This is a genomic window from Marinobacter sp. (genome assembly GCF_033722195.1).
GTDB lineage: Bacteria > Pseudomonadota > Gammaproteobacteria > Pseudomonadales > Oleiphilaceae > Marinobacter.
In genome coordinates, this window is record NZ_JAWVZL010000045.1 from 1 (window position 1) to 23,501 (window position 23,501).

Consider the following 23,501-nt stretch of genomic DNA (forward strand, 5'->3'; position numbering starts at 1 on the left):
CAGCAGTTCGACCACGATTTTCCCCCAACGGGCGGATTCAGGAGCAAGTCAGGATAGCGCCATGGTAGGTGGGGAGCCCTGATCCGGGTCAAGGTCTCAGGCTGTGATGGCAAGCACCACCAGCCGGTCACCGGCCTGGAGATCCAGATAGTTGCGCCGCGGCGGGTTCAACTGCAGCCGCCGGCCGTTTCCGTCAGGCCGCTGCCGGTAGACGCCCAGCGCCACTTCGCCCTCGGCGGCGAGGATTTTCTCCAGCACCTGGAAGTCAGCGCTGGCGGGCAGCGGGTAATCCTCGATAGCCCGGAACTGGATTTCCGGTCCGCCCACGGTGAACAGCTCATCCAGTACGCACCGCAACTCCGGCCGCAGCGCCACCTGGGCAAGCACGTGACTGATGATCATGGGGCTGATCATCATCTCTGCTTGGTGGCCAGTCAGCAGGCCCCGGTTATCCGGGTCGCTCAGTTCCATGATCACCTGGGGGCGCCGGTCAGCCTCACTGAGGATGTCCTCAAGCTGCAGGTAACCTACCATGGCGCGGGCATCGGCCTCCTCTCCCGATGCCAGGCGGTCACTACTCAACAGCATGATGGAGTCGTAGTCGGCCGGGCTCGCCCGCCGCAGGGCGCCCTCGCTCATGTAGTCCGCCTCCAGATGCCGGCAGCTGAGCGTCGGCTGGTCACCAAGGTAGCGATCGATTTCGCGCTGGCGCTCGTCGGCCTGCACCACCGACATCACGTCCACGTCGAAACGGCGGACGGTGTAGCTGATGCACTCGGCCATCAGGCTCGGTACCCTGCGGTTCCAGCCCAACACCAGCACCCGGTGCGGTCTCGTCAGTTCCGGCAACGCCCTGACCGCAGGTTCGATCCGGCGGATCGGCGCTAGCGGCTCGGTCCGGGCAGCGGCATCGGTTTCCACATAGTCCCGGGCCATCAGAACAACCCGGTCGTCGGCGCCGATCACCGCATCGGATGGAGCCGGCAGCTGCACCTGCCAGTTCCTGCCGTCGGGACGCCGCACCAGAAGCCCCAGCACAATAGCCTGGGGCCGCAAGGACGCCAGTTCCCCCAGGGTCATGCCGGCGACGCTCTCACCGCCCCTGATATAGATCTCATTGCCCTCGCCGGCGGTCAACAGTTCGTTGAAGACCTCGGACAGGCCGGGATGCAGGATGTTCTGCACCATCAGGCGGCTGATGGTGGCATCCCCCGCAACCACCTCCACAGCGCCCGGATAGGCCCGCTCGATCACCGGAAGCTTGCGCACATCCTGGACTTCAGCCACCACGAAGGGTAGCGGCGAGCCCATCTGCCGGGCCTGGGCCGCAATGGAAAGCAGGGCCTTGACGGTTTCCACATCGGAGGTCACCAGACTGCCGGCCTCGTGGGTGGCGCTCGGCACGATGACCGCCGCCGCCTGCAGGCAGGCCACCCGCTGCAGCGCATCCGGCTGGATAGCCGTGCCGGCACGGAGAATGATCTGCCGCGCCTTGCGGCCGATACCCGGCTCGCTCCGCAACTCGTGAACCTGGCTGGCGGACGCGCTCTCCGACAGCACCACCAGACGCAGACGGCTGGCATCGTGCTTCTCCAGAAAGCGGCGGACCCGCCCGGACGCCCCCAGCAGTTCGCCCAGGAGGGGAAGGGTCTGGCTGGTCCAGCCCAGCACCACGATGTGGTTCTTCAGGGTCACCGGTGTCAGACCCCGCTCCAGATCCGTCATCTTGGCGATCAGCCAGCGGGTCAGGATGGCGACCAGGGTACCCATGAACACCACATAGCCACTCACCGTCAGCAGGGTGGAGACAAACCGCCGCCAGTTGCCCACATCGTCCCCGAGGTAGCCCGGGTCCGTCAGCCTCAGGAACGCCCACCAGACAGCGCTACCCAGGTTCTCCGACTCCGGCAGTGGCAGCACCAGCAGACCACCGGTGATGGAGATGAGAGCAATAAACACCGCCACCACCAGCAGCTGGAAGCCGGCGCCTTTGACCAGCTGCCGTTCAACGACAAACTTGACCCTGTCGATAAATCGTAATGGCAACATGCAATTTCTCCCGGCCGCCAAGATGAAACCCTGAAGGGTCCCCGCGGGGACCTGAACGTGATCGGGCGAGGGCCCGCCCGACCTGAGCAAGGATACGGTCAGCGGCGGGCCGGAACAATCGCCCGGGCGGCGCGGCCGAGATTCAGCGCAGCGGTAGGGGCTGGCGTTGTTTCTGTTGGATCACCAGCCAGACACCCCCGAGGATCGCCAGCCCGGCCAGCACCAGGCGCAGGGTCAGCGGCTCGGACAGCAGCAGGATGCCACCCACCGCGGCGATCAGCGGCACCGTCAACTGCACCGTGGCGGCGGTGGCGGCCTTCAGTGCCGGCAGCGCCATGTACCAGATGGCGTAGCCAAGGGCCGAGGTGATGGCACCGGAGGCCACGCCGTAGCCGACACCGGCGGTATCCAGGCGGAACTGGCCCAGCATCGATAGGCTGAGCACACTGAGGACCAGGGTAAAAGGCACGGAGCGGACAAAGTTGCCCGCCGTCGCCAGGGTGGGTTCACCAGCGCCCCTGCCCCGCAGGGAATACACGCCCCAGGCAATCCCGGCACTGATCATCAGCACCGAGTTCAGCAGCGGCGGCGCCGACAGGCCGGGCAGCAGCAGACCCACCAGCCCGCCGAAGGCAGCGGCGAAGCCCAGCCACTGAAGCGGCTGCATACGGTCGCCGCGCCAGTGACCGACACTGATCATGGTGATCTGGACGGCGCCAAACAGCAGCAGGGCGCCCATGGCGGTGGTCAGCCCCAGATAGGCAAAGGAAAAGGCGCCGGCGTAGACAAACAGCGCCAGTCCGGACAGCCAGCTGCCGCCGGCAGAGACCGGCCCCAGACGGCGAGCCGCTACCAGCAGCCACAGCGTCAGGGCACCGGACACCAGGCGGACCGTGGTAAAGGTGGCGGCGTCAATGTCGGTGTCCCGCAGCGCCGCCCGGCACAGCAGGGAATTACCGGCAAAGGCGATCATGGCCAGGGTGGTGAGGAAAAACGCACGTAACGGACTCACAGGCAACTTCCTTTCTGCTTCTTGTTGCCCGCAAGTCTAGCCCCATCACCACCTTTGGCGCTTCAGCCAAAAGTCGTGTTTGGCGCCCTCCACCCGGCGGCCGGGTTATCGCCCCGCTTCCGGGCGACCCTCCAAGGCCTCCGACAGCGCCTGTTCGTGGACTTTCTGATCGTCCCCGCTGGCCAGCACAAACCGCATCAGCTCTACCGAAGTGCCCTGCTCGGCCCGGTCCAGCAACGTACGCATGGCGATGTCGGCGGCCTCCGCCATGGGAAAGCCAAAGGCCCCGGTGGAGATGGCGGGGAAGGCAATCCGGCGGATGCCGTGCTCCTCCGCCAGCGCGACGGCGTTGCGATAACAGTCCGCCAGGCGCTCATCCGAAGGTTCGTCCTGGCCGTGAACGGGCCCCAGACAATGGATCACAAAGCGGTTGGGCAGTTTCTGGCCGCCGGTGATGACCGCCTGGCCGGGCTTGATGGGCGCCAGGGAACTGCACTCCTCCTCAAGCCCGGGTCCGGCCGCGCGGTGGATGGCACCGGCGACACCGCCGCCGGTCTTGAGCTGGGCATTGGCGGCGTTGACGATGGCGTCCACATCCGGCTGGTCGGTGATGTCTCCCTGCACACATTCAATGGTGACCCCCAGGATCGTTTGCTGGCCCATGGTCTGTCCTCCTGTCTGCGCAGTGACTGTCACCCCAGCTTAGTCCTCATACCGATCCGGTCTCAAGGCCAACAAAACCTTAAGCGACAGGGTCCCGTGGCTGTCGTCACCGTCACTTGACCGGCTGCGTAAAGCGGGCGATCTTTGCGGGCGTCAGCAATAAGGGCGGTGTAGCCAGGAGTCTCTATGCGGGTGATGTCTGCAGTGGTTTTGGGAGTGGCAGCGGTGATGGCCGCTGCGCTGATTGGAAATGGTCTTCGGGAGCTGCGCACCAGTGACCGTTTCGTCACCGTCAAGGGCGTCGCGGAACAGCAAGTGGAGGCCGACCTGGCACTCTGGCCCCTGCGGTTTGTGGCCACCGGCGACACCCTGGCCGAAGCCCAGACCCAGGCAGGTTCCAGCCGCGAGGCCATCATGGCCTTCCTGCAGCTGCAGGCCATCGGCCCCGAAGCAGTGGAGCTGCAACGGCTCGACGTCACCGATGCCCAGGCCAATCCCTACCAGGGCAACAACGGCGGGCCGCGGTTCATCGTGCACCAGACCCTGATGGTGCGCAGCGACCAGGTCGACAAGATCCGCCAGGCCGGCCAGGCGGTGAGCGAACTGGTGGATTCCGGGGTGGTGCTGACCGCCGACTACGGTGCCGCCGGCCCCACCTATCTGTTCACCCGGCTCAACGACATCAAGCCGGCCATGATCGCCGAAGCCACGGCGGCCGCCCGCGAGGCCGCCGCGCAGTTCGCCCGCGACGCCAACACCGAACTGGCGGGCCTGCGCCGGGCCAACCAGGGCGTCTTCCAGATCCTGCCCCGGGACCAGGCGCCGGGCATCCAGGAGCAGCAGCAGCCGGTCAAGACCGTGCGGGTGGTGTCCACGGTGGAGTACTACCTCGACTGATGCCTGAGCCCGTGTCTCTCCGCCTGTCAGCGCCGGCCTCGGCCGGTGAACCAGCCCACCCCACCGGGGCAGTGCGATGACCCTTGCAAAAACCGCCCGTCTGCAGGCGCTGGACGCCCTTCGTGGTCTCGCTGCCCTGATGGTGGTGCTGTTCCACTATCTGCCCTACTACCATCAGCTTTATGGCCACGGTTTCGAGCCCTGGCAGTGGCTTGCCTTCGGCCGCTACGGCGTTCATCTTTTTTTCCTGATCAGCGGCTTCGTCATTTTCATGACCCTGACCCGGACCTCCGGCCCCGGCTGGTTCGCCCTGGCCCGGGGCTTCCGCCTGCTGCCTGCGCTCTGGGCGGGCATTGCCATCACCATGATCTCCGTCGCCCTGCTGGGCCCGGCTGACCGGGCGGTCAGTCTCACCGACGCCCTGATCAACATGACGCTGCTGCACGAGTACTTTGGCGTGCCCCACGTGGACGGTGCCTACTGGAGCCTGGTGATCGAGATCACCTTCTACGCCTGGATCGCGCTGATTTTCTATAGCCTGGGCCAGGGCCGGCGCTTCACCGTCGTGCTCTGGCTGTGGGTGCTGGTCAGCTACGCCGGAGTGATCTACTGGCGCCAATTGCCAACGGAGCTGGAGTTTCTGGTCAAGGACCTGCTCTTCGTGCGCTATGCGCCACTGTTCGTCAGCGGCATGCTGCTGTACCGCTGGTACCAGGGGGGCACCCTGCCCCCGGGCCAGGCGCTGCTGCTGGCACTGGCCATTGGCCATAGCCTGATTGCCTACCGGGCCCCGTATAACCTGTTTGTACTCGGCTGTTACGGCCTCTTTGCCCTGGCCATCGCCGGGCGACTGGACTGGCTGGTGAACCGGCCCCTGCTGTGGCTGGGGCGGCTGTCCTACGCGTTCTATCTGGTCCATCAGAACCTGGGCTATGGCGTTATCGGCTGGGCCTATCAGCAGGGCCTGCCGGGACCGGTCGGCGTCCTGCTGGCCCTGTTCCTGGCGCTGGTACTGGCCTGGCTGATCAACATTGCAATTGAGCGTCCGGCCCTGCGCTGGTTCCACAACCGACGCCGGGCCCAGCTGCCGGACCGGTCCTGGCCCAAGGAAACCGTGACCGTAACACCGGCCCGCCACTGAATGGAGGCTGACCCATGAAGTTATTCAGGGCGCCCACCTGTTGCAATCCCACCTCCAGGTGGCGCTGCATGAGCACCGGCCGGAGCAGGTGCTGAGTCTGGAGCCGGTCAAGACCGTGCGGGTATTGTCCACGGTGGAGTACCACTGGAATGACCGCTTGGCCAGGCTCCGGCGATCAGGGGCGGTTCCGCAGCAGCGAGTCCAGGACAGCGGATGCCGCCGCGTAGTCGAGCCTTGTCATGGCAGCGTCCAGTGACCTCAGATCGGCTTCTGCCATGACTCTCGCCAGGGCAGGCCGCAGTTCGGCGAACTGCACCTGCGCCTCAAGGTCGTGTGCCGCCAGCAGATCCATCAGCGCCTGAATTCGAGCCACATCCAGCGCCTCGACGGGTAGGTCTTCATTGCCGCGTTTTTGCTCGGCCAGCCAGCGATCGATCGCCGCCATGACACTCTCGAAAGCGTCTTCCAACCGCTCCCAGCGGACGGTCATTTCGTTGTCCGCGACGGTTCCGGCTGGCTGCTTGAGGTCAGCTTCGACGGCCAGTGTGAGTTCGGCAAAATCATGGGCGCCCAGACTGCCAACAGAGCCCCGTAAGGTATGCAGCGCCCGGGCCGCTTCGTCAGAATGCCCTTGCAACCACAGGTCGCGCGCTTCCCTGACCGCGGCGCGGCGACGTTCGGCTATTCCCGCAATCAGGTTCTGGAGCGCCGCTGCACGCTCAGGCACAGCCCTGAGGCTGTCCATCAGCTTTTCCAGATTGAGCTCAGGGGTCGCCGACTGAGGACGGCCGGCATCCGGAGCAGCGTCGCCGGCGGCGCTGACAGGCGCCAGTGTGCTGGCTTTGGCACGCCCCAGTCTGGCCTGGATCTCGGAAACCATGTCCCGCGCCACCACCGGCTTCGCTACGAAGCCATCCATTCCCGCAGCCTCGCATGCGGCTCGCTCAGATGCCGTGACACCGGCCGTCATTGCGATGATCGGCAGATCCAGCCCCAATCGGCGCCGGATTTCAGTGCTTGCCTCCCGGCCGTCCATGACCGGCATCTGCACGTCCATCAGCACCAGATCCCAGGCATCCGGCTCAGCGCTTAGCATATCCACCGCCTCGCGGCCGTTATCCGCCAGCGTTACCTCCGCCCCGGCCTGCTCCAGCAAACCGCGTGCGACCACCTGGTTCAGCGGGTTGTCCTCCGCCAGTAATATCCGGATTCCCGTCAGACTGCCCGCCAGCGCCAACGGCTCTGTTGAGGGGATGAGCTCTTCTGCCCGCACTACTGTGACTGGGAGAAAAACCCGGAATTCACTGCCTCTGCCGGGCTCGCTGTCCAGCTCGATATCGCCGCCCATCAGGCGTGCCAGGTGGCGGGAAATCACAAGACCCAGCCCTGAGCCGCCGAAGCGGCGGGTCATGGAAGTGTCGGCCTGGGAAAACGCCTTGAAGAGTTTTTTCTGATGGGCCTTGCTGATACCAATACCGGTATCGGTTACCCGGAAGACCAGTGTGACCTGATCTTCCTCCCGCCGCTGCAGATCAATGGTGAGGATGACCGATCCCCGCTCGGTGAATTTCAAGGCGTTGGAGAGGAGGTTCATCAGAATCTGCTGAATGCGTAGCTGATCCCCCCGCAGTATTCTCGGCACCTCGTCAGCGATCCGGATATCGGTCTGGATCGGTTTTTCGCTGGCCGCAACGCTCATGATGGTGTGAAAAACCTGAACCATTTCCTCCAGGTCGAACACCACCGGCTCTATCTGCATCTGCCCCGCCTCAACCCTCGACAGGTCGAGAATGTCATTAAGAAGGGTCATCAGCGACCGGCCGGCCAGGGCAGCGTTTTCCAGATACTTCTGCTGCTCGGCCGTCAGCTCCGTCTCCGCCAGCAATTGCGTCATACCCAGCACCGCGTTCATCGGTGTCCGGATTTCATGGCTCATGTTGGCCAGAAATTCTGATTTCGCCCTGTTGGCTTTTTCAGCCTCCAGCCTGGCATGATCCAGCCGGCGCTGCGCCTCCAGGGTCTCGGTGACATCCCGCAGGATCACCCCGATGAAGAAGCCGCTGTCACCGCTCCAGATCGAGAAAGAGAATTCCACGGGGAAAACGCTGCCATCCTTGCGCTGACAGCGGGCCTTTATTTCCTGACTGGCGGCGGTATTCTGCTGGGCCGAGCCCAGCCGTTCCCGGGCCTCCTGTTGACGTTGCTCACGCTCGGAAGCCGGCACCAGCTGGTACCAGAACATGGACTCCAGTTCAGCTGGAGAGTAACCGAACAGGCGAACCGCCGTGGGGTTGCTGAACAGGATTCGGCCCTGGTCGCTGACAATGAAGATTGCCTCGGCGGCCGTGTCCGCGAGGCTCGAGAACTTGCTTTCCGACTGGCGATAGGCCTGGGTCATCTCCCGGGCCAGCGCCTGAGCGCGGCTCCGGTTCAGCATCAGCGTCCGGACAAAAGAAAACAGGAGCAGACTGATGATGACACCGGACACCAGCACAATCTGCGACTTCTGCCTGTCCACACCCTGCAGGAAAGCTCGTGTGGCGTGGGTTTCAAGGGTCCAACGCCGGTTGGCCACCGGCAGCGTTGCTGTTCGCGTGAACAGGCCGTTGGTCGCCTCCGCCAGAGTCTGGCTCTGGTACATGATGCCGGCCTTGTCGGGGACTTGGCCGTCGTAGATGGTGACGCCGACTTCGGGAAACTGATCGGCGAGAATGGCCTCTACCAGATCGTTCATTCGAAACGGGCTGTACACGTAACCTTCGATCTGCTGGCGTCGGGCCTCGACGGTGGCTGGCACCGAGCCACCCCGATAGACCGGCAGGTACATCAAAAAGCCCGCCTGTGTCCCGACCTGAGTCTCCTGGACGAGCACGATACGGGCCGAGATTGTGGTTTCACCCGTGTCACGGGCAACCACCATAGCCATCCGGCGGGATTCCTCGGAAAACATGTCGTAGCCGTGAGCCCGCTGATTGCGCCAGTCCATGGGGGCCAGATAGGCCACCGGCACGTAGATGTCCCGCTCTCCCGCCGGCTTGACCCTGAAGTCATCATAGCCCTGCTCCCGAAGCTGCTGTGCCAACGCCTCCACTGCGGATTTCTTGTCCAGGTACGCGGCATAACCGATGCCCTGGATCCCGGGGTAGCTCTGCTCCAGCTTGAGATCCTCGACATACCGACTCCAGTCCCGTGCCGACACCTCATCCGAGGCATCCATCAGGCCGACCCCACCCCGCAAAACCTGTTCGTAATCCAGCATCCGATCGGCAATCTGGGACTGGATTTCCTCGCTCAGGTCGGTGAACCGGTCTCGAGCCACCTCATCTGTATTGAGGCTTACCAGGCGCCAACTGACCACTGTCAGTCCCACCGCCGCCAGCAGGATCGCCCAGGAGGTGAGCAATTCCCGCTTTTGCTGGTTGCCGACCCGACGCCGCTCCGCCAGGTCCGTCGCAAAGGCCAAACCGGCAATCAGCCAGAGCAGCGCAAAGACATCCAGCGTAATAAGGGCCGTATTGATGCGGGCATAGGCAAACGGCCCCAGCTCATTGATGGTGGCCAGAACGGCAACACCGACCACAACCGGCCCGGTCAGGGCAACACCGACCAAACCGAAGCGATAGGCCGCAAAGGCCAGGCAGGGGAGGTACAGAAACACCAGCAGGCCTTCCTCACCGGAGGCAAACTCACTGCTGCCAAAGCACAACCAGGATACCAGCGCCACGGCGGCCAAAAGAGCGAGCGCAGAACCGGCGCTTCGGAGATCGACCTTTGGCGTTTTCGGTCGGCGGGCGCAGAGCGCGAGGGGCACGACCAGAAAAACCCCCACCAGGTTTCCCAGCCACCAGGTGGTCAGCACCGACGCCGTGTCGCTGGCCGGCGCGAACTGCCACAGCCAGAGTGCGCCGGCGCCCACAAGGGCACTGACCGCGCAGGAAACCATCGCAACCAGCAGAAAGAAGAAGACCCCGGTGGGACGCCCGAACAGGCTTGTGATGCCGCCGAGCCGGGCAACCAAGGTGACGGCCAACACCGCCTCAAGGGTGTTGCCGATGGCGATGACAAGGGCCGCTGATACGGCAGCGCTGTCCGGCATGCCGGGCCAGGCAAAACCCACCAGATTGGCGAGCCAGGCGCCAAGAAGAATCGCAGGCCAGTAAGCCCGGCCCAGCAGAAGCAGGCCGGCCACCGCGATACCGGCGGGGGGCCAGACCGGAGACACGTTGGTTGTGGCAAAGGCCAGGTTCAGGCTCAGCAAAGCGGCAGCAGTGTAAAGCAGGAACAGCGCCAGCCCCGTGGACAGGCGGCGGCGCCCTGAAACTGCTGGCCCTGATGAAACGTCGGTCATGCTGCGAACTCTTCTGGGGTTGGGCGATACCTTGGTGTTCAATCGCTACCGTGAATACGATAGCCGTCTCGACCGGCGGCTTTGGCGGCGTAGAGGGCGTCGTCCGCCTGTTTGGCCCAGACCTCGATGGCGTCCTCGCCGGATGGCACACCCACTCTCAGGCCGAGACTGACCGTGACACAATCGGCAACTGGACTGAACCGGTGGGGAATATTCAACGACCGCACGCATTGGCAAAGCCACTCCCCGGCTTTGTCGGCCTCATCCGGAGCAAGGTGGGGAAGTACAACGGCGAACTCTTCGCCACCGTAGCGTGCAACGAACTCGCCGGGACGGCGAAGACAGCCCTGCATGGCTTCCGCGACTCTGCTGAGACAGTTATCACCGGCCAGATGCCCATAGCCGTCGTTGAAGGCCTTGAAATGGTCCAGGTCGAGCAATGCCAGGCCCATCGACAGACCCTGCCGCTGATGTCGGCGGAATTCAATCTCGAGCTGCTCTTCCAGATAGCGCCGGCTGAACACGCCGGTCAAGCCATCGCGCTGGACCAGCTGTTTGAGGGCATCGGACTGCGCCTTTAACTTGAGGTGGGTAGTCACCCGCGCATCCACCACGGTGGCGTGGAAGGGTTTGCTGATGAAGTCCACGGCACCGGCATCAAAGGCCTCCACCTCCACCTCCGCCCCAACACTGGCGGTGATGAAGATAACCGCGCAGTCGCTGGTCTCGGGTGCGCTTTTCAGGCGCCTGCAGGTTTCGACACCGCCCAGACCCGGCATTTCCATATCCAGCAGGATCAGATGGGGCTGGTGCTTACGCGCCATGGCAATGGCATCTTCGCCACTGGTAGCGAATAGCATCTGACCCTTGCCCTGAAGCAGCCCACTGAGCATCTGTATGGTTTCCGGGCTATCATCGACGATCAGAATGCGGCTGGTCTCAGAGTTGATGTGCATACTGCCGAGCGGGTCCCGTTCAGAGAGTGATTCTCGCTGATTTCGGCGGACTTCCGAGCCGAATCGCGCCTGCTATCGCCCTCCCTGCGAGAAGCCTGCTGAGCAATGACACAGTGAGCGGGTCGTCATTGCGGCTGCTTCTGGCCCGTAACAGAATCTCAGGCCCAGGCCAGCCTGGTCCGTTCTGGCTTCCCTGCAACTGCGGCTTTCCAACCCCAGCATAGTTCAGATATTTATTGGCAAGCAATCCTACAGGACCAGACCTTGGCTCGTCGCTGGGCTTGGGGGCCAAACTTTACGTACCTGTCAACAACCGCCGCAGCCAGGGATGCGACCCTGTCGACAGCAAACCCAAGGAGGACATTCACGCCATGCACTGTCTCGGAAACCCGGCCATCCTGGCCTTTGCGCTCGTACTGTGTGGTTGTGCGAGTCCTCAAACCAACCTGCCTCCCGCACCACAGACACTGCACTCCATCTACCACAGCCGGGTGATTGACAGCGCCACGGCTCAGACGATAACCCTCGAGGAGCTTGCCGATTCATTGCGGAATGCTGATGTGGTGATTGTCGGCGAGTTCCATGGCCACAACGGCGCCCATTTGTTGCAATCCCGCCTCCAGGTGGCGCTGCATGAGCGCCGGCCGGAGCAGGTGCTGAGCCTGGAGCAGTTCAACGTGGACCAGCAGGGCACCTTGGACGAGTACCTCGCCGGCGAGATTGGTGAGGAGACGCTCATCCAGCGCACCGATGCCTGGGCCAACTACCGTGCGTCCTACCGGCCACTGGTGGAATTCGCCCGGCGCCACCAGCTGCCGGTGGTTGCCGCCAATGCGCCCGCGGACCTGGTCCGTTGTGTCGGCCGTGAAGGCGCCGGCTACCTGGATAGCCTCGCTGACAATGTCAGCCAGTGGGTACCGGACGAGCCCTTCTTTACCGTCCCCGCCTATCGGGACAAATTCCTCGCCGCCATGAGTCACGGCGGCCACGGGGGGCATAGCGACGCCGGCGAACGCAGCTTCAAAGCGCAACTGCTGCGGGACAACACCATGGCCCGGGCGATTCTGGAGGCCAGAAAAAGCTACCCGGAACATCAGGTGCTGCACATCACCGGCACGTTTCACAGCGAGGGCGGTCTGGGTACCGTGGCTGCCCTGCGGCATCGTGCGCCGGGGCTCAGCATCCGGGTACTGACGCCGGTCATTGTCCAGGACGCCACCACAACCCTCGGCGCCGGCGAGCGGACCGGTGACGAATATCTTTATCAGCTGCTGCCGTTGCCGCCGGAATACCGCGACCCGGAGCTACGCCGCCAGGCGATGGCGGAGCGGTTTGCCAGGACCCCGGACGTTCGCTGCCCGGCGGAAGGCCCGCAGCGGATGGAACCGGATAACAGGCTCCCTAAGACTTAAGTCGGGTGTTCCGGTGCTTTGAGTTCAAACCCTCGTCAAAGCGTGCTAGCTTGAGAAGACAGGCTTTGGCGATTCGCCACCCGCGCCAGGCATGGCTCAAGGCGAGGATCAGCGGTTCGCCATTCAAATAAAAAACAAAAGAGGAAAGCTCTGATATGAAACTGCGTTCACTCCTCACCTCCGCGATGGCGCTGACGCTGTCCGCGGTTCTGGCAAGCGCTCCGGCTCTGGCACAGGACAAGTTCACCTTCCGACTGGCGGAAACCTGGGGACCCAACTTCCCGATTTTTGGTGACACCACCAAGCGCCTGGCGGAAACCGTCGAAAAGATGTCCGACGGTCGCCTCACCATCCGCATCGACTCGGCCAACAAGCACAAGGCGCCCCTGGGCGTTTTCGACATGGTCAAGGCCGGCCAGTACGACATGGGCCACTCCGCCTCCTACTACTGGAAAGGCAAGGTACCCAACACCCTGTTCTTCACCAGCATGCCGTTTGGTATGACCGCTGACGAGCAGTACGCCTGGTTCTACCACGGCGGCGGCATGGAGTTGATGCAGGAGGTTTACGAGCCCCACAACATGCTGTCATTCCCTGGCGGCAACACCGGCGTCCAGATGGGCGGCTGGTTCCGCAAGGAAATCAATTCACTGGAAGACCTGCAGGGCCTCAAGATGCGGATCCCCGGCTTCCAGGGCGAAGTCTTTGCCGAAGTGGGCGTCAACCCCACAAACATTCCGCCGGGTGAGCTGTACACCTCCCTGGAGCGCGGCACCATCGACGCCGTTGAGTGGGTGGGCCCGGCTCTGGACCTGCGCCTTGGCTTCCAGCAGATCGCTGACTACTACTACACCGGTTGGCACGAGCCGGCCACCGAGCTGCAGTTCCTGATCAACAAGCGCAGCTGGGAAAAGCTGCCGGCCGACCTGCAGGAAATTCTCCGCATCGCCATGCGCAGCGCCGCCTACGACATGCTGATTCACTCGGTGCACGAGAACTCCAAGGCATGGGCCAGCATCCGCGAGAAGCATCCCAACGTCCAGATCAAGAACTTCCCGGAGGACGTTCTGACCGCCATGGCCGAGGCCAATGACAAGCTGCTGGCGGAAGCTGCGGCCGGCGACCCCCAGGCCAAGAAGATCATCGACTCCCAGGCCATGTACCTGAAGAACGCCCGCAACTACACTGATATCTCCTTGCGGGCCTATCTGAACACCATGGCTGAGATCAACGAATAAGCAATATTTGCAACGTTTTGGTGCAAAACCGGTGCCGGGCCCTTCCGCAAGGAGTGCCCGGCACATTTGTTTACGACCCGATATCATGAACCCCGAACAACGCGCCCCAGAGAGGATCTGATATGCGCTGGATCATTGCGCTGGACAACGGCTTTGCGAGGATCTCCTACCTGTGTGGGTGGGTGGCCAGCGTGGCCCTTATCCTGATGGTGCTGAACGTCTTCTACGACGTCCTGGCACGCTATGCTTTCAACGATGTCTCCATCGCCATGCAGGAGATGGAATGGCACCTCTTCGCGGTTGTCTTCATGCTGGGTATTGCCTACGCCCTGCGGACCGATGGCCACGTGCGGGTCGATGTGTTCTACGATCGCTGGGGCGACAAGGCCAAGGCCTGGGTCAACCTGGTGGGGGCGCTGGTGTTCGTGGTGCCCTTCGCACTGCTGATTGCTTATTACGGTTACAGCTACACCATGGAAGCCTACAACCTGGGCGAAGGCAGCGCCGACCCCGGCGGCCTGCCTCACCGCTGGATCATCAAATCCCTGATACCCATCTCAGCGATCTTCATGGCCACCAGTGGACTGGGCATGGTGACCCAGGCCATACGGGTACTGAAGCTGGGTGAGAGCTACACCGGCGGCAAGAGTCAGGGAGGTCTGGCATGATCGGTATCATCATGTTCATCGTGGCCCTGCTGCTGTTGATGCTGGGCTTTCCGGTCGCCTTTATCTTCGGTGGCATTGCCCTGATCTTTGGCGTTGTGGCCGAAGGTTGGGATCTGTTCGCCTTCATGCCCTTCCGCATCATGAGCGTGATGCAGAATACCGTGCTGATGGCCGTTCCGCTGTTCATCTTCATGGGCCTGGTACTGCAGAAAACCCGACTGGCGGAGCAGTTGCTGGAATCCATGGGCCGGCTCTTCGGCACCGTGCCGGGCGGCCTGGCCATATCCACCATCCTCGTCGGCGCCCTGCTGGCAGCCTCTACCGGGGTGGTGGGTGCCAGTGTTGTGGCCATGGGCCTGATCTCGCTGCCGGTCATGCTGGCCCACCAGTACGACAAGAAACTGGCCTGCGGCACCATCTGCGCGGCCGGAACCCTGGGCCAGATTGTGCCGCCATCGATTATCCTGATCATCCTGGGGGATGTTCTCGGTCTGCCGGTCGGTGACCTGTTCCAGGCCGCGGTGATTCCCGGCGCGGTGCTGATCGGACTCTACCTCGCCTATATCATCCTGCTCGCACTCTGGAAGCCCAAACTGGCGCCAGCCATGCCCAGGGAGACAGACGATTCCCGCGTCCAGGAAGTGGTCAAGGCGCTGCTCGCCATCATTCCGCCGCTGGCCCTGATCGTGGTGGTGCTGGGCTCCATTTTCGCCGGCATTGCGACGCCCACCGAGTCCGCGGCGCTGGGCGCCGTCGGCGCCGTGGTGCTGGCCCTGGCCTATCGCCAGTTCTCCTTCAAGATGCTGTGGGAGAGTTCCGAGGAGACCGTCAAGGTCACCGCCATGGTGTTCGCCATCCTGATCGGCGCCACCGCCTTCTCCATGACCTTCAGCTACACCGGTGGCGACTACATCCTGGAAGAGTTCCTGCTGTCCCTGCCCGGCGAGAAGTGGGGCTTCCTGATCATCTCCATGCTGGTGATCCTGGTACTGGGTTTCTTCATCGACTTCGTGGAGATCTCCTTCATCATCGTGCCCATCCTGGCGCCGGTAGCGGAAGCCCTGGGTATCAACATGCTGTGGTTCGCGATCCTGATCGCCATGAACCTGCAGACCAGCTTCCTGACTCCACCGTTCGGGTTCAGTCTGTTCTACCTCAAGGGGGTATCGCCGCCCCAGGTGCGGACCACCGACATCTACCGCGGGGTCATGCCCTTCATCGCAATACAGATCGCGGTGCTGATGCTGATTTTCATCTTCCCGTCCTGGTTTGGCATGGCCAGCAGCTGATCCCACCAATAGCCCGGTTCCGACCGGGCTTTTTCTTTGCCCATATCTTGATCAGCACAGCGGCCCGTTGGCACACTGAGCCTGTACCCACCGCAAACCTATCGCTGTTGTAGGGAGATTTCGACGGGTTACCGCAGTGACAACCACCGATCGTTTTCTATACTTGGAATGGGAATCCGGGAAGAGGGTCCCCACCGCGCGTATCAGAGGCCATGAACAACGCTTGATCAGGGAGGGAGCATCCATGAGTCAAGGCACCAGCAAGGCGGAATCCTTGCGAGCAGGTGAAACGGAACAGTCTCATGTTCTGTCCATACCGGTACAGGACCAGGTTCCGGACCGGCCACCCCACGGCTATGAGCGCTGGCTCCTGTCCAAGCTCCTGCGGATGGCGGGATCACCCCCGGTGCGGTTTGAACTCTGGAACGGCGAGCGGGTTGAGCCGGAGAACGGACAGCCCAGGTTCACCCTGCGACTGACCGACCCCAAGGCTCTCTACCAGCTGGTGGGCAACCCCAACCTGGCCTTTGGCGATCTCTACGCCAGCGGCCGGCTCCAGGTGGACGGCGACCTGCCCGACCTGATGACCGCCCTCTACCGCGCGGTCCACGGGGCCCGCCAGGGCTGGCCTAAATGGCTGGAGGCCCTGTGGCGGAATCACAATCCCCGGTCCACCGGCCTCAACGAGGCCCGCCAGAACATCCACCATCATTACGATCTGGGCAACGAGTTCTACCAGCTCTGGCTGGACGAAGCCGAGATGCAGTACACCTGCGCCTATTTCGAGAGCCCCGACCTCACCCTGGAGCAGGCCCAGCTTGCCAAGCTCGAGCACGTCTGCCGCAAGCTGCGGCTGCGGCCGGGCCAGACTGTGGTGGAGGCCGGCTGCGGCTGGGGCGGGCTGGCCCGCTATATGGCGCGGGAATACGGCGTCAGGGTGCACGCCTACAACATCTCCAAGGAGCAGATCGCCTTCGCCCGGGCCGAGGCCCGGCGCCAGGAGCTGGACCATCTCATCGATTACGTGGAAGACGACTACCGCAACATCGAGGGTCAGTACGACGCCTTCGTATCGGTGGGCATGCTGGAGCACGTGGGCAAGGAGAACTACGGCGAACTGGCGGCCATCATCCGCCGCTCCCTGAAACCTGACGGCATGGCGCTGCTGCACAGCATCGGCCGCAACCGCCCCATGCTGATGAACGCCTGGATCGAGAAACGCATTTTCCCCGGCGCCTATCCCCCCAGCATCGGCGAGTTCATGGGCATCTGCGAGGAGGGCGAGTTCTCGGTACTGGACGTCGAGAACCTGCGGTTGCATTACGCCCGTACCCTTGAGCACTGGATGGAACGCTTCGAGGCCAACCGGGACCGGGTCACCGAACTCTACGACGAACATTTCACCCGGGCCTGGCGGATGTATCTGGCCGGCTCCATTGCCGCCTTCCGGGCCGGCTCACTGCAGCTGTTCCAGGTCGTGTTTACCCATGGTGAGAACAACAACCTGGCCCACAACCGTGGCCACCTCTACCAGACACCCGCTGCCCCGGAGGCCGGATAATCATGGAGCATTACGATCTCATCATCGTTGGCGGCGGGCCGGCCGGCTCCACCCTGGCCTGGGCGCTGCGGGACAGCGGCAAGAAAATCCTGATCATCGACAAACAGGACTTCCCCCGGGACAAGACCTGCGCCGGATGGGTCACTCCCGCGGTCATGGACAGCCTGGCCATTGACCGCGACGACTACGGCAAGGGCCGCACCCTGCAGCCCATTTCCGGCTTCCGCATCGGCATGATGGATCAGCCCGCCGTGGAGAACGACCACGGCGGCACCGTCAGTTACGGCATCCGCCGCTGCGAATTCGATGACTACCTGCTGGCCCGCGCACCGGTGGACAAGGCCCTCAAGACGCCGGTGAAATCCATCGTCCACCAGAGCGGCAGCTGGATCATCAACGACCGCTACGAGGCACCGCTGCTGGTGGGTGCCGGCGGTCATTTCTGTCCGGTCGCGCGGGAGCTGGGCGAGGGCCCCGGCAGCCACGAAACCGTAGTGGCCGCCAAGGAAGTGGAATTCGAGATGACCGAGGATCAGGCCGCCGTCTGCGCCGCCCGCGGCGAGCGACCGGAGCTCTGGTTCTGCCGAGACCTGAAGGGGTACGCCTGGGTCTTCCGTAAGGGCAACTTTCTCAATATCGGCCTCGGCCGGGAGGACAACCACAAGCTCAGTGAGCACCTGGAGCGCTTTGTCGATGACATGAAGCGGGCCGGCCGCATTCCCTCAGACCTCCCCGGCCGGTTCAAGGGGCATGCCTACCTGCTCTACGCCCATGCCGAGCGGCCGCTGGTGGACGAGGGCGTGATGCTGATCGGTGACGCCGCCGGCCTGGCCTACACCCAGAGTGGCGAGGGCATCCGGCCGGCCATTGAGTCGGCCCTGATGGCGGCGGATGTGATACGCCGGGCCCCGGATGTGTCTGCCCGCAGCCTGCAGAGCTATGGCGAGGCCATCTCCGAGCGTTTCGGCCGTCGCGCCCTGAATGCCTCAGGTGGCTGGCAGATACCGGACTGGGTGAAGATGCCCCTGGCCAGCAACCTGATGAAGTCCCACTGGTTCACCCGCAAGGTGGTCACCGAGAAGTGGTTCCTGCACCAACAGGTGCCGCCGCTCGAGACAGCGGTGTGATGCCATACGCCAGCCAGAGGGGAAGCCGGCCATAAAAAAACCGGGCCGGTTGCCCGACTCGGTTTCTGAATCTCAATCTGTCCTGATTGGCAGTCGCAGTACTGCGACTCCAGATCAAAGGTCCTACTGGCCCAGGTAGCTCCGGTACATCCACACCAGCTTTTCCTGCTGGGAGATGTAGTCGCTCATCAGCGCCACCGTGCCCTCGTCATCGGCCTCACCAGCCAGACTCAGCAGATCCCGCTGCTTGCGGATCAGCTTGGCAAAGCTTTCCACGATGTTCTCCACCGCTTCCTTGCCGTCATGAACGTCCTTGCGCTCCGGCACGTCGGAATGCTCAATGTAGGTACTGTAGGCATGGGCGGGACGGTGGCCCAGGGTCAGGACCCGTTCGGCGATCTCATCGATCTTGAGCAGCAGATCGTCGTAGAGCTCCTCGAACTTGACGTGCAGCTCAAAGAAGTTCGAACCCTTGATGTTCCAGTGGTACCCGCGCACGTTCATGTAGAAGATCTGGTAGTTGGACAGCAGTCCATTGAGGCTGTCGGCCAGTTTCTGGGTTTTGGCGGTATCCAGACCGATGAAGTTCGTACTCATTTGGGACTCCTTCTGGTAAATGGAAATCTAGTTGCTTAAAAGGTAACGAAAATACGGAATTATTGACAGTTTAAACGGACAATTCGATCAATAGCCAGAAATTATGAGCAAACGCCAATCGATTACATTTTCATAGGAATTATCGATAGACCAGTTCTATTGAAAAACTAAAGACAATCCACTTAACAGATGACTTGCGTCGCGGTCTAATCGGAGTATCCAGGAAAGCAGTCGGGAGTCTATCAGATGAGTGTGCTCAAGCTTTTTATCCACGACCACGGCCAGCGGGGCGACAACCCCCTCATCAAGACCCTGACATTTGCGATCACGCACTTCACGGTGGCTTTTTCCGTGGCCTACGTACTGACCGGTGACATCGTCATCGGTGGCCTGATTGCCATGGTGGAGCCTGCCATCAATACCATTGCCTACTTCTTCCACGAGAAGCTCTGGCAGCAGCGTGGTCGCCGTCGTCAGGTGGCTCCGACACCTGTCGCCCAGCAGGCGCACTAGGCGCCTGCCCGCCACGGACCAACCCTACTTTGAGCCGGCTTCGCCGGCTATTTTTTTGATCGGCTTGGTCTCATCAGGCACCCGGACCGCACTCCAGACAGCGGTCGACCATTTCCGGCTCGATGTTGAGTTTGTGGTTAAGGTCTCTCAGGGCGGTACGCACGCCCTCCTCAATGACCGGATGATAGAAGGGCATCTCCAGCACCTCGCTCACCGTCATACGTTTCTGCACCGCCCAGGCCAGCAGATGGCCAATGTGCTCGGCGGCGGGCCCGAACATTTCCGCGCCCATCAGCAGGCCGCTGCCCTGTTCGCCATAGACCCGCAGTATGCCCTGGTTCTTGCCGATGACCCGGCTGCGTCCCTGGCCCTCGAAAGACACCTCGCCGACCTCGAAGCAGCCGCGGCAACGTTCGTCTACCTCATCGATACTCATCCCTACCGTGGCGATCTGGGGACTCGTGAAGACCACCGACAGCGGCGTACGTCGCAGGCCTACCCGCGGTTCATGGCCGGCACCGGCATTGTTGCCGGCAATCCGGCCCTCGTCGGTGGCTTCGTGCAGCAGCGGCAGCTCTGCATTAACGTCACCGGCAATGAAAATATGACGGGCGCTGCACTGCATGGTGTAGGGGTTGAAACGGGGCACTCCGCGCTCATCCAGCTCAATATCCGCGTTCTGGATATCCAGCTTGTCGATGTTGGGCCGGCGACCGGTGGCCGCGAGCAGATAGTCAAAGGTGTCGGTTACCGTGCCCCGCTCCGGATCCTCGTAGGTCACCGCCACTCCGTCATCGGTGCGTTCCACCTTGCTGACCTTGGCATCGGGATCCAGCCGGAATTCCTGACGGAAGGTTTTGAGGGCGTAGTCGCGGATGCCGGCGTCCTTGACGGGGCCGAGGTCGCCGCTGACGCCGAACATGTGGACACGCACACCCAGGCGGCTGAGCGCCTGGCCCAGCTCCAGACCGATCAGCCCCGGCCCGAAGACCGCTACCGAGGAAGGCAGGTCGTCGAAGTTGAAGACATCGTCGTTGACGATCAGCCGGTCACCGGCGGCCCTGAGGAAATCCGGCACACTGGGCCGGGAGCCGGTGGCGATGACAATGCGCTCGGCCTCGATCTCCAGGTTGTCGTCCACCCGCAATGTATGGGGGTCGATAAAGCGGGCATAACCGCTGACCCGATGCTGTTCCGGAAAGCTCTCGACAGACTCCAGCACAAAACTGACGAACCGGTCCCGCTCCCGGCGCACGCGCTCCATCACCGCCCGGCCGTCGATCCGGATATCGCCGGCGTGGACCCCGAAAAGTTCCGCCGCCTTCATGTCGTGGGCGGCTTCGGCGGCCGCGATCAACAGCTTGCTGGGCATACAGCCAACCCGGGCACAGGTGGTGCCGTACTCGCCGCCTTCAATCACGGCGATGCGGTCGGTGTGGGCCCGGGCGGCCTTGTAGGCGACCATGCCAGCGGTGCCGGTGCCGATGATCGCCACATCCACGTTGCGTTTCTCCACGGTGTCTCTCCTCGATTCTCCGGGTGGGCCGCTGTCGGCGGCTCTCCTGTTAGCTACGAACGCCGGGGCGGATCGGCCCCCCCGGGGTTACGGATAGCCGTAAAAAAGGCCCCGAAGGGCCGAAGGGGTACTAGATCTGTAGCGACTCGATGCCGGTTTCTCAAGGGCGGCGAGGCATCGAGACGGGAGCACCGGGCTCAGACCAGGCTGCGCAGCAGCGCCTCGGTCTGTTCCCAGCCGATACAGGGATCGGTGATGGAGCAGCCGAAACGCAGCTCGGCGCCGTCATCCTGCCGGCCCGGCTCCAGGAAGCTTTCCAGCATCAGGCCGCGGATATGGTGGTTACCGGCCGCCTTCTGGGCCATGACCTCGCGGGCAATGTCCAGCTGGCGCTCCGCCTGCTTGCGGGCGTTGTCATGGCTGCAGTCCACCATCACCGCGGTGGACAGGCCAGCCTCCGCCAGCGTGGCCACCGTGGTGGCGATACTGTCGGCATCATAATTGGTCAGCCCCCGACCGCCACGCAACACAATGTGGGTGTCCGGGTTGCCGGAGGTGGTGATCATCGCCGGTCGGCCGTCAGCGGCGGTACCCAGGCGATGGTGCGGATGTGCCGCCGACTTCATGGCGTTGACCGCCACCCCGATACTGCCGTCGGTGCCGTTCTTCAGGCCCACCGGCATCGGTAGCCCACTGACCAGCTCGCGGTGGATCTGGGATTCGGTGGTGCGGGCACCGATGGCGGTCCAGCTGACCAGGTCCGAGAGATAATCCATGGCCATGGGACTGAGAGCCTCGGTGGCCAGGGGCAGCCCCATCTCCGCCAGGTTCAGCAGCAGCCGGCGGGAACGGCGCAGTCCCTGGTTCAGGTCGCCATTGCCGGTGCGCTCGGGATCGTAAAGCAGACCCTTCCAGCCCACCGTGGTGCGGGGCTTCTCCAGATAGGTGCGCATCACCAGGACAAAACGGTCACTGACCTGATCTGCCAGCGCCTTGAGCTTGGCGCCATATTCCAGCGCCGCGACTTCGTCATGGATGGAGCAGGGGCCCATGACGATCAGGGTCCGACTGTCCTCACCCCGCAGGATCCGGCGCACGCTGTCGCGCTGGCGCTGAATCCTGCCGGCCAGAGTGGCCGGCAATGGCAGCTCGGCTTTCAGCTCGGCCGGTGTCGGCAGGGGCGTTTCCTGCAGCGCCGGCGTCACCGGGGCGACCGGGGCCTGGTCAGTGGCCATTGTCTCCGCGTTCAGTGGCATGTTCATATCGGTGTTCCCGTTTCCCTAGGTCAGAATCAAAAAAGCCCCGGCTGGGCTACCAGTCGGGGCTTTTCGAGTCCGGTGGCAGCCTGGTGTTTCTGCCGGGCTGCCTTCCTCGTTGTTCGGTCGATGAAGATCTTATGGGCGGCCCGGGCTCTGGCTAAAATAGAAGCCATAACCAAACCACCAAAAAAACACAGACGCGCCAACCGCTGCCGGCGTGCCGGAAGCTTGCGGAAGTTTCAATTGACAGGGCGCGTGTGGTGTCTTCATGCTTTTTACTCTAACACCGATCCGGTGGTTTGCAACCCGTTTATCGCAAGCTGCCACCCCTCTGTTGCCGGATACCGTCCATGAACATCACTCGCACGCTGCTATTGCTCGTTCTGCTGCCGCTGGCCCTTGTCGCCCAGGCCGCACCGGAGGTGCGCGCCTACACCCTTGATGAGCGCACCGCCGAGGATGTGGCCAGCCAGCTGCGGGCGCTCTATCCGGAGGACCAGTTGAGCATCACCGCCCGGGGCCAGCAAATGCTGGTGAGGGCCGAGCCGCGGGTGCTGGACGAAATCGGTCAGCTGGTAGAGACCCTCGATGTGGCGCCGGTGCAGATGCGTATCACCGTACGCAGTGGCGGTAGCGACAACGTCAGGCGGGAAGGCGGCGGCATCAGCATATCCAGTGACGGGGTCGGGGTAACGGCGGAAAAACGGGTCACCACCACCCGCCAGAACACCCAGCGCAGCCTGGTGGTGCAGAGCGGCCAGTCCGCCCACATCACGTCCGGGCAGATCCGGACATTGCCGGTGGCCATTCAGGGTGGTCGCAATCCCGCTGCCATCCTGCAGCAGGTGGATATTCGAAGCGGCTTCCTGGTCACCCCCCAGGTCATTTCAGACCGTCAGGTCCAGCTGGATGTACTGGCTTTTGATAACGATCCCAGCGAGGACATACCGGGCTACGAGACCGAGGCGGTGATGACCCTGCGCCGGGTGGCTCCGGGCGAATGGGTGGAACTGGGCGGCAGCGAGACCCGGCAAAGCGGCAACCGCAGCGGGATCACCTACCAGGTGGGCGGCGACCGCCAGGCCAACCAATCCTACCAGGTCAAGGTTGAGCTGCTGCCCTAGACCTTTCCGGAACGGGGGCCCAGCAGGGTTTCCTTGGCCTCATTCAGCTTGGCGGCCAGGTAGTCACTGCCGCCGCGGTCGGGATGGCACTTCTGCATCAGCCTGCGGTGGGCGGCCACGATGGTGTCGCG

Annotated in this window: 18 protein-coding genes and 1 pseudogene; 10 read left to right on the plus strand and 9 right to left on the minus strand. The window is 63.1% G+C overall.

Annotated features, from left to right (window positions below; genetic code table 11):
* Positions 1 to 96: 96 nt before the first annotated feature.
* The 3 genes from R3280_RS09840 to R3280_RS09850 all read right to left on the minus strand — a co-directional run bounded on the left by R3280_RS09840 (position 97) and on the right by R3280_RS09850 (position 3,724).
* Positions 97 to 2,049: a CASTOR/POLLUX-related putative ion channel gene (locus tag R3280_RS09840; protein WP_318998430.1), complete on the minus strand. Its 1,953-nt coding sequence runs from the start codon at positions 2,047 to 2,049 to the stop codon at positions 97 to 99.
* Between the two features lie 142 nt (positions 2,050 to 2,191).
* A complete protein-coding gene (locus tag R3280_RS09845; RefSeq protein ID WP_318998447.1) occupies positions 2,192 to 3,022 on the minus strand; it encodes a DMT family transporter in 831 nt (276 codons plus the stop codon).
* A gap of 144 nt (positions 3,023 to 3,166) precedes the next feature.
* A complete protein-coding gene (locus R3280_RS09850; RefSeq protein ID WP_318998431.1) occupies positions 3,167 to 3,724 on the minus strand; it encodes a macro domain-containing protein in 558 nt (185 codons plus the stop codon).
* Between the two features lie 186 nt (positions 3,725 to 3,910).
* On the opposite strand from R3280_RS09850, the gene R3280_RS09855 reads away from it, so the two are divergent.
* Together R3280_RS09855 and R3280_RS09860 are read left to right on the plus strand one after the other, a co-directional pair.
* The gene (locus tag R3280_RS09855) at positions 3,911 to 4,621 is read left to right on the plus strand and encodes an SIMPL domain-containing protein (protein ID WP_318998432.1); all 711 of its coding nucleotides are present in this window, start codon (positions 3,911 to 3,913) and stop codon (positions 4,619 to 4,621) included.
* A 76-nt stretch (positions 4,622 to 4,697) separates the two neighbouring features.
* A complete protein-coding gene (locus tag R3280_RS09860) occupies positions 4,698 to 5,762 on the plus strand; it encodes an acyltransferase (protein WP_318998433.1) in 1,065 nt (354 codons plus the stop codon).
* Positions 5,763 to 5,937: 175 nt separating this feature from the next.
* On the opposite strand, the gene R3280_RS09865 is transcribed toward R3280_RS09860, so the two are convergent.
* On the minus strand, positions 5,938 to 10,110 hold the full coding sequence (locus R3280_RS09865) for a CHASE domain-containing protein (RefSeq protein WP_318998434.1): 4,173 nt from the start codon (positions 10,108 to 10,110) through the stop codon (positions 5,938 to 5,940).
* Positions 10,111 to 10,148: 38 nt separating this feature from the next.
* Positions 10,149 to 11,066: a diguanylate cyclase domain-containing protein gene (locus R3280_RS09870; protein WP_318998435.1), complete on the minus strand. Its 918-nt coding sequence runs from the start codon at positions 11,064 to 11,066 to the stop codon at positions 10,149 to 10,151.
* 371 nt (positions 11,067 to 11,437) lie between these two features.
* On the opposite strand from R3280_RS09870, the gene R3280_RS09875 reads away from it, so the two are divergent.
* The 6 genes from R3280_RS09875 (at position 11,438) to R3280_RS09900 (ending at position 18,361) form a co-directional block, all read left to right on the plus strand.
* A complete protein-coding gene (locus R3280_RS09875; protein ID WP_318998436.1) occupies positions 11,438 to 12,478 on the plus strand; it encodes a ChaN family lipoprotein in 1,041 nt (346 codons plus the stop codon).
* Positions 12,479 to 12,633: 155 nt separating this feature from the next.
* Positions 12,634 to 13,716 (plus strand): TRAP transporter substrate-binding protein, encoded by a 1,083-nt coding sequence (locus R3280_RS09880; protein WP_318998437.1) that lies wholly within the window; start codon positions 12,634 to 12,636, stop codon positions 13,714 to 13,716.
* A gap of 122 nt (positions 13,717 to 13,838) precedes the next feature.
* Positions 13,839 to 14,384, plus strand: coding sequence for a TRAP transporter small permease subunit (locus R3280_RS09885; RefSeq protein WP_318998438.1), 546 nt, complete (start codon positions 13,839 to 13,841; stop codon positions 14,382 to 14,384).
* Entirely contained in the window at positions 14,381 to 15,673 is a 1,293-nt protein-coding gene (locus tag R3280_RS09890; RefSeq protein WP_318998439.1) for a TRAP transporter large permease subunit, read from the plus strand. The genes R3280_RS09885 and R3280_RS09890 overlap by 4 nt, the downstream gene beginning before the upstream one ends.
* 244 nt (positions 15,674 to 15,917) lie before the next feature.
* On the plus strand, positions 15,918 to 17,234 hold the full coding sequence (locus R3280_RS09895) for a cyclopropane-fatty-acyl-phospholipid synthase family protein (RefSeq protein ID WP_318998440.1): 1,317 nt from the start codon (positions 15,918 to 15,920) through the stop codon (positions 17,232 to 17,234).
* A gap of 2 nt (positions 17,235 to 17,236) precedes the next feature.
* Positions 17,237 to 18,361, plus strand: coding sequence for an NAD(P)/FAD-dependent oxidoreductase (locus tag R3280_RS09900; RefSeq protein WP_318998441.1), 1,125 nt, complete (start codon positions 17,237 to 17,239; stop codon positions 18,359 to 18,361).
* A 123-nt stretch (positions 18,362 to 18,484) separates the two neighbouring features.
* On the opposite strand, the gene R3280_RS09905 is transcribed toward R3280_RS09900, so the two are convergent.
* Positions 18,485 to 18,958 (minus strand): Dps family protein, encoded by a 474-nt coding sequence (locus R3280_RS09905; protein ID WP_318998442.1) that lies wholly within the window; start codon positions 18,956 to 18,958, stop codon positions 18,485 to 18,487.
* A 246-nt stretch (positions 18,959 to 19,204) separates the two neighbouring features.
* Here R3280_RS09905 and R3280_RS09910 point away from each other — a divergent pair, with 246 nt between their 5' ends.
* Positions 19,205 to 19,471, plus strand: a complete 267-nt coding sequence (locus R3280_RS09910; RefSeq protein WP_318998443.1) for a DUF2061 domain-containing protein — start codon at positions 19,205 to 19,207, stop codon at positions 19,469 to 19,471.
* 73 nt (positions 19,472 to 19,544) lie between these two features.
* Here the strand turns inward: R3280_RS09910 and R3280_RS09915 are convergent, their stop codons facing one another.
* Positions 19,545 to 20,987, minus strand: a complete 1,443-nt coding sequence (locus tag R3280_RS09915; protein WP_318998444.1) for a dihydrolipoyl dehydrogenase — start codon at positions 20,985 to 20,987, stop codon at positions 19,545 to 19,547.
* Between the two features lie 197 nt (positions 20,988 to 21,184).
* The gene (locus tag R3280_RS09920; RefSeq protein WP_318998445.1) at positions 21,185 to 22,249 is read right to left on the minus strand and encodes a 3-deoxy-7-phosphoheptulonate synthase; all 1,065 of its coding nucleotides are present in this window, start codon (positions 22,247 to 22,249) and stop codon (positions 21,185 to 21,187) included.
* 347 nt (positions 22,250 to 22,596) lie between these two features.
* On the opposite strand from R3280_RS09920, the gene R3280_RS09925 reads away from it, so the two are divergent.
* Positions 22,597 to 23,370 carry a secretin gene (locus R3280_RS09925; RefSeq protein ID WP_318998446.1) on the plus strand — a complete coding sequence of 258 codons (774 nt, stop codon included), beginning with the start codon at positions 22,597 to 22,599 and terminating at the stop codon, positions 23,368 to 23,370.
* On the opposite strand, the pseudogene R3280_RS09930 reads toward R3280_RS09925, so the two are convergent.
* A pseudogene (locus R3280_RS09930) lies at positions 23,367 to 23,501 on the minus strand (molecular chaperone DnaJ); the annotation flags it as partial. The gene R3280_RS09925 and the pseudogene R3280_RS09930 overlap by 4 nt on opposite strands.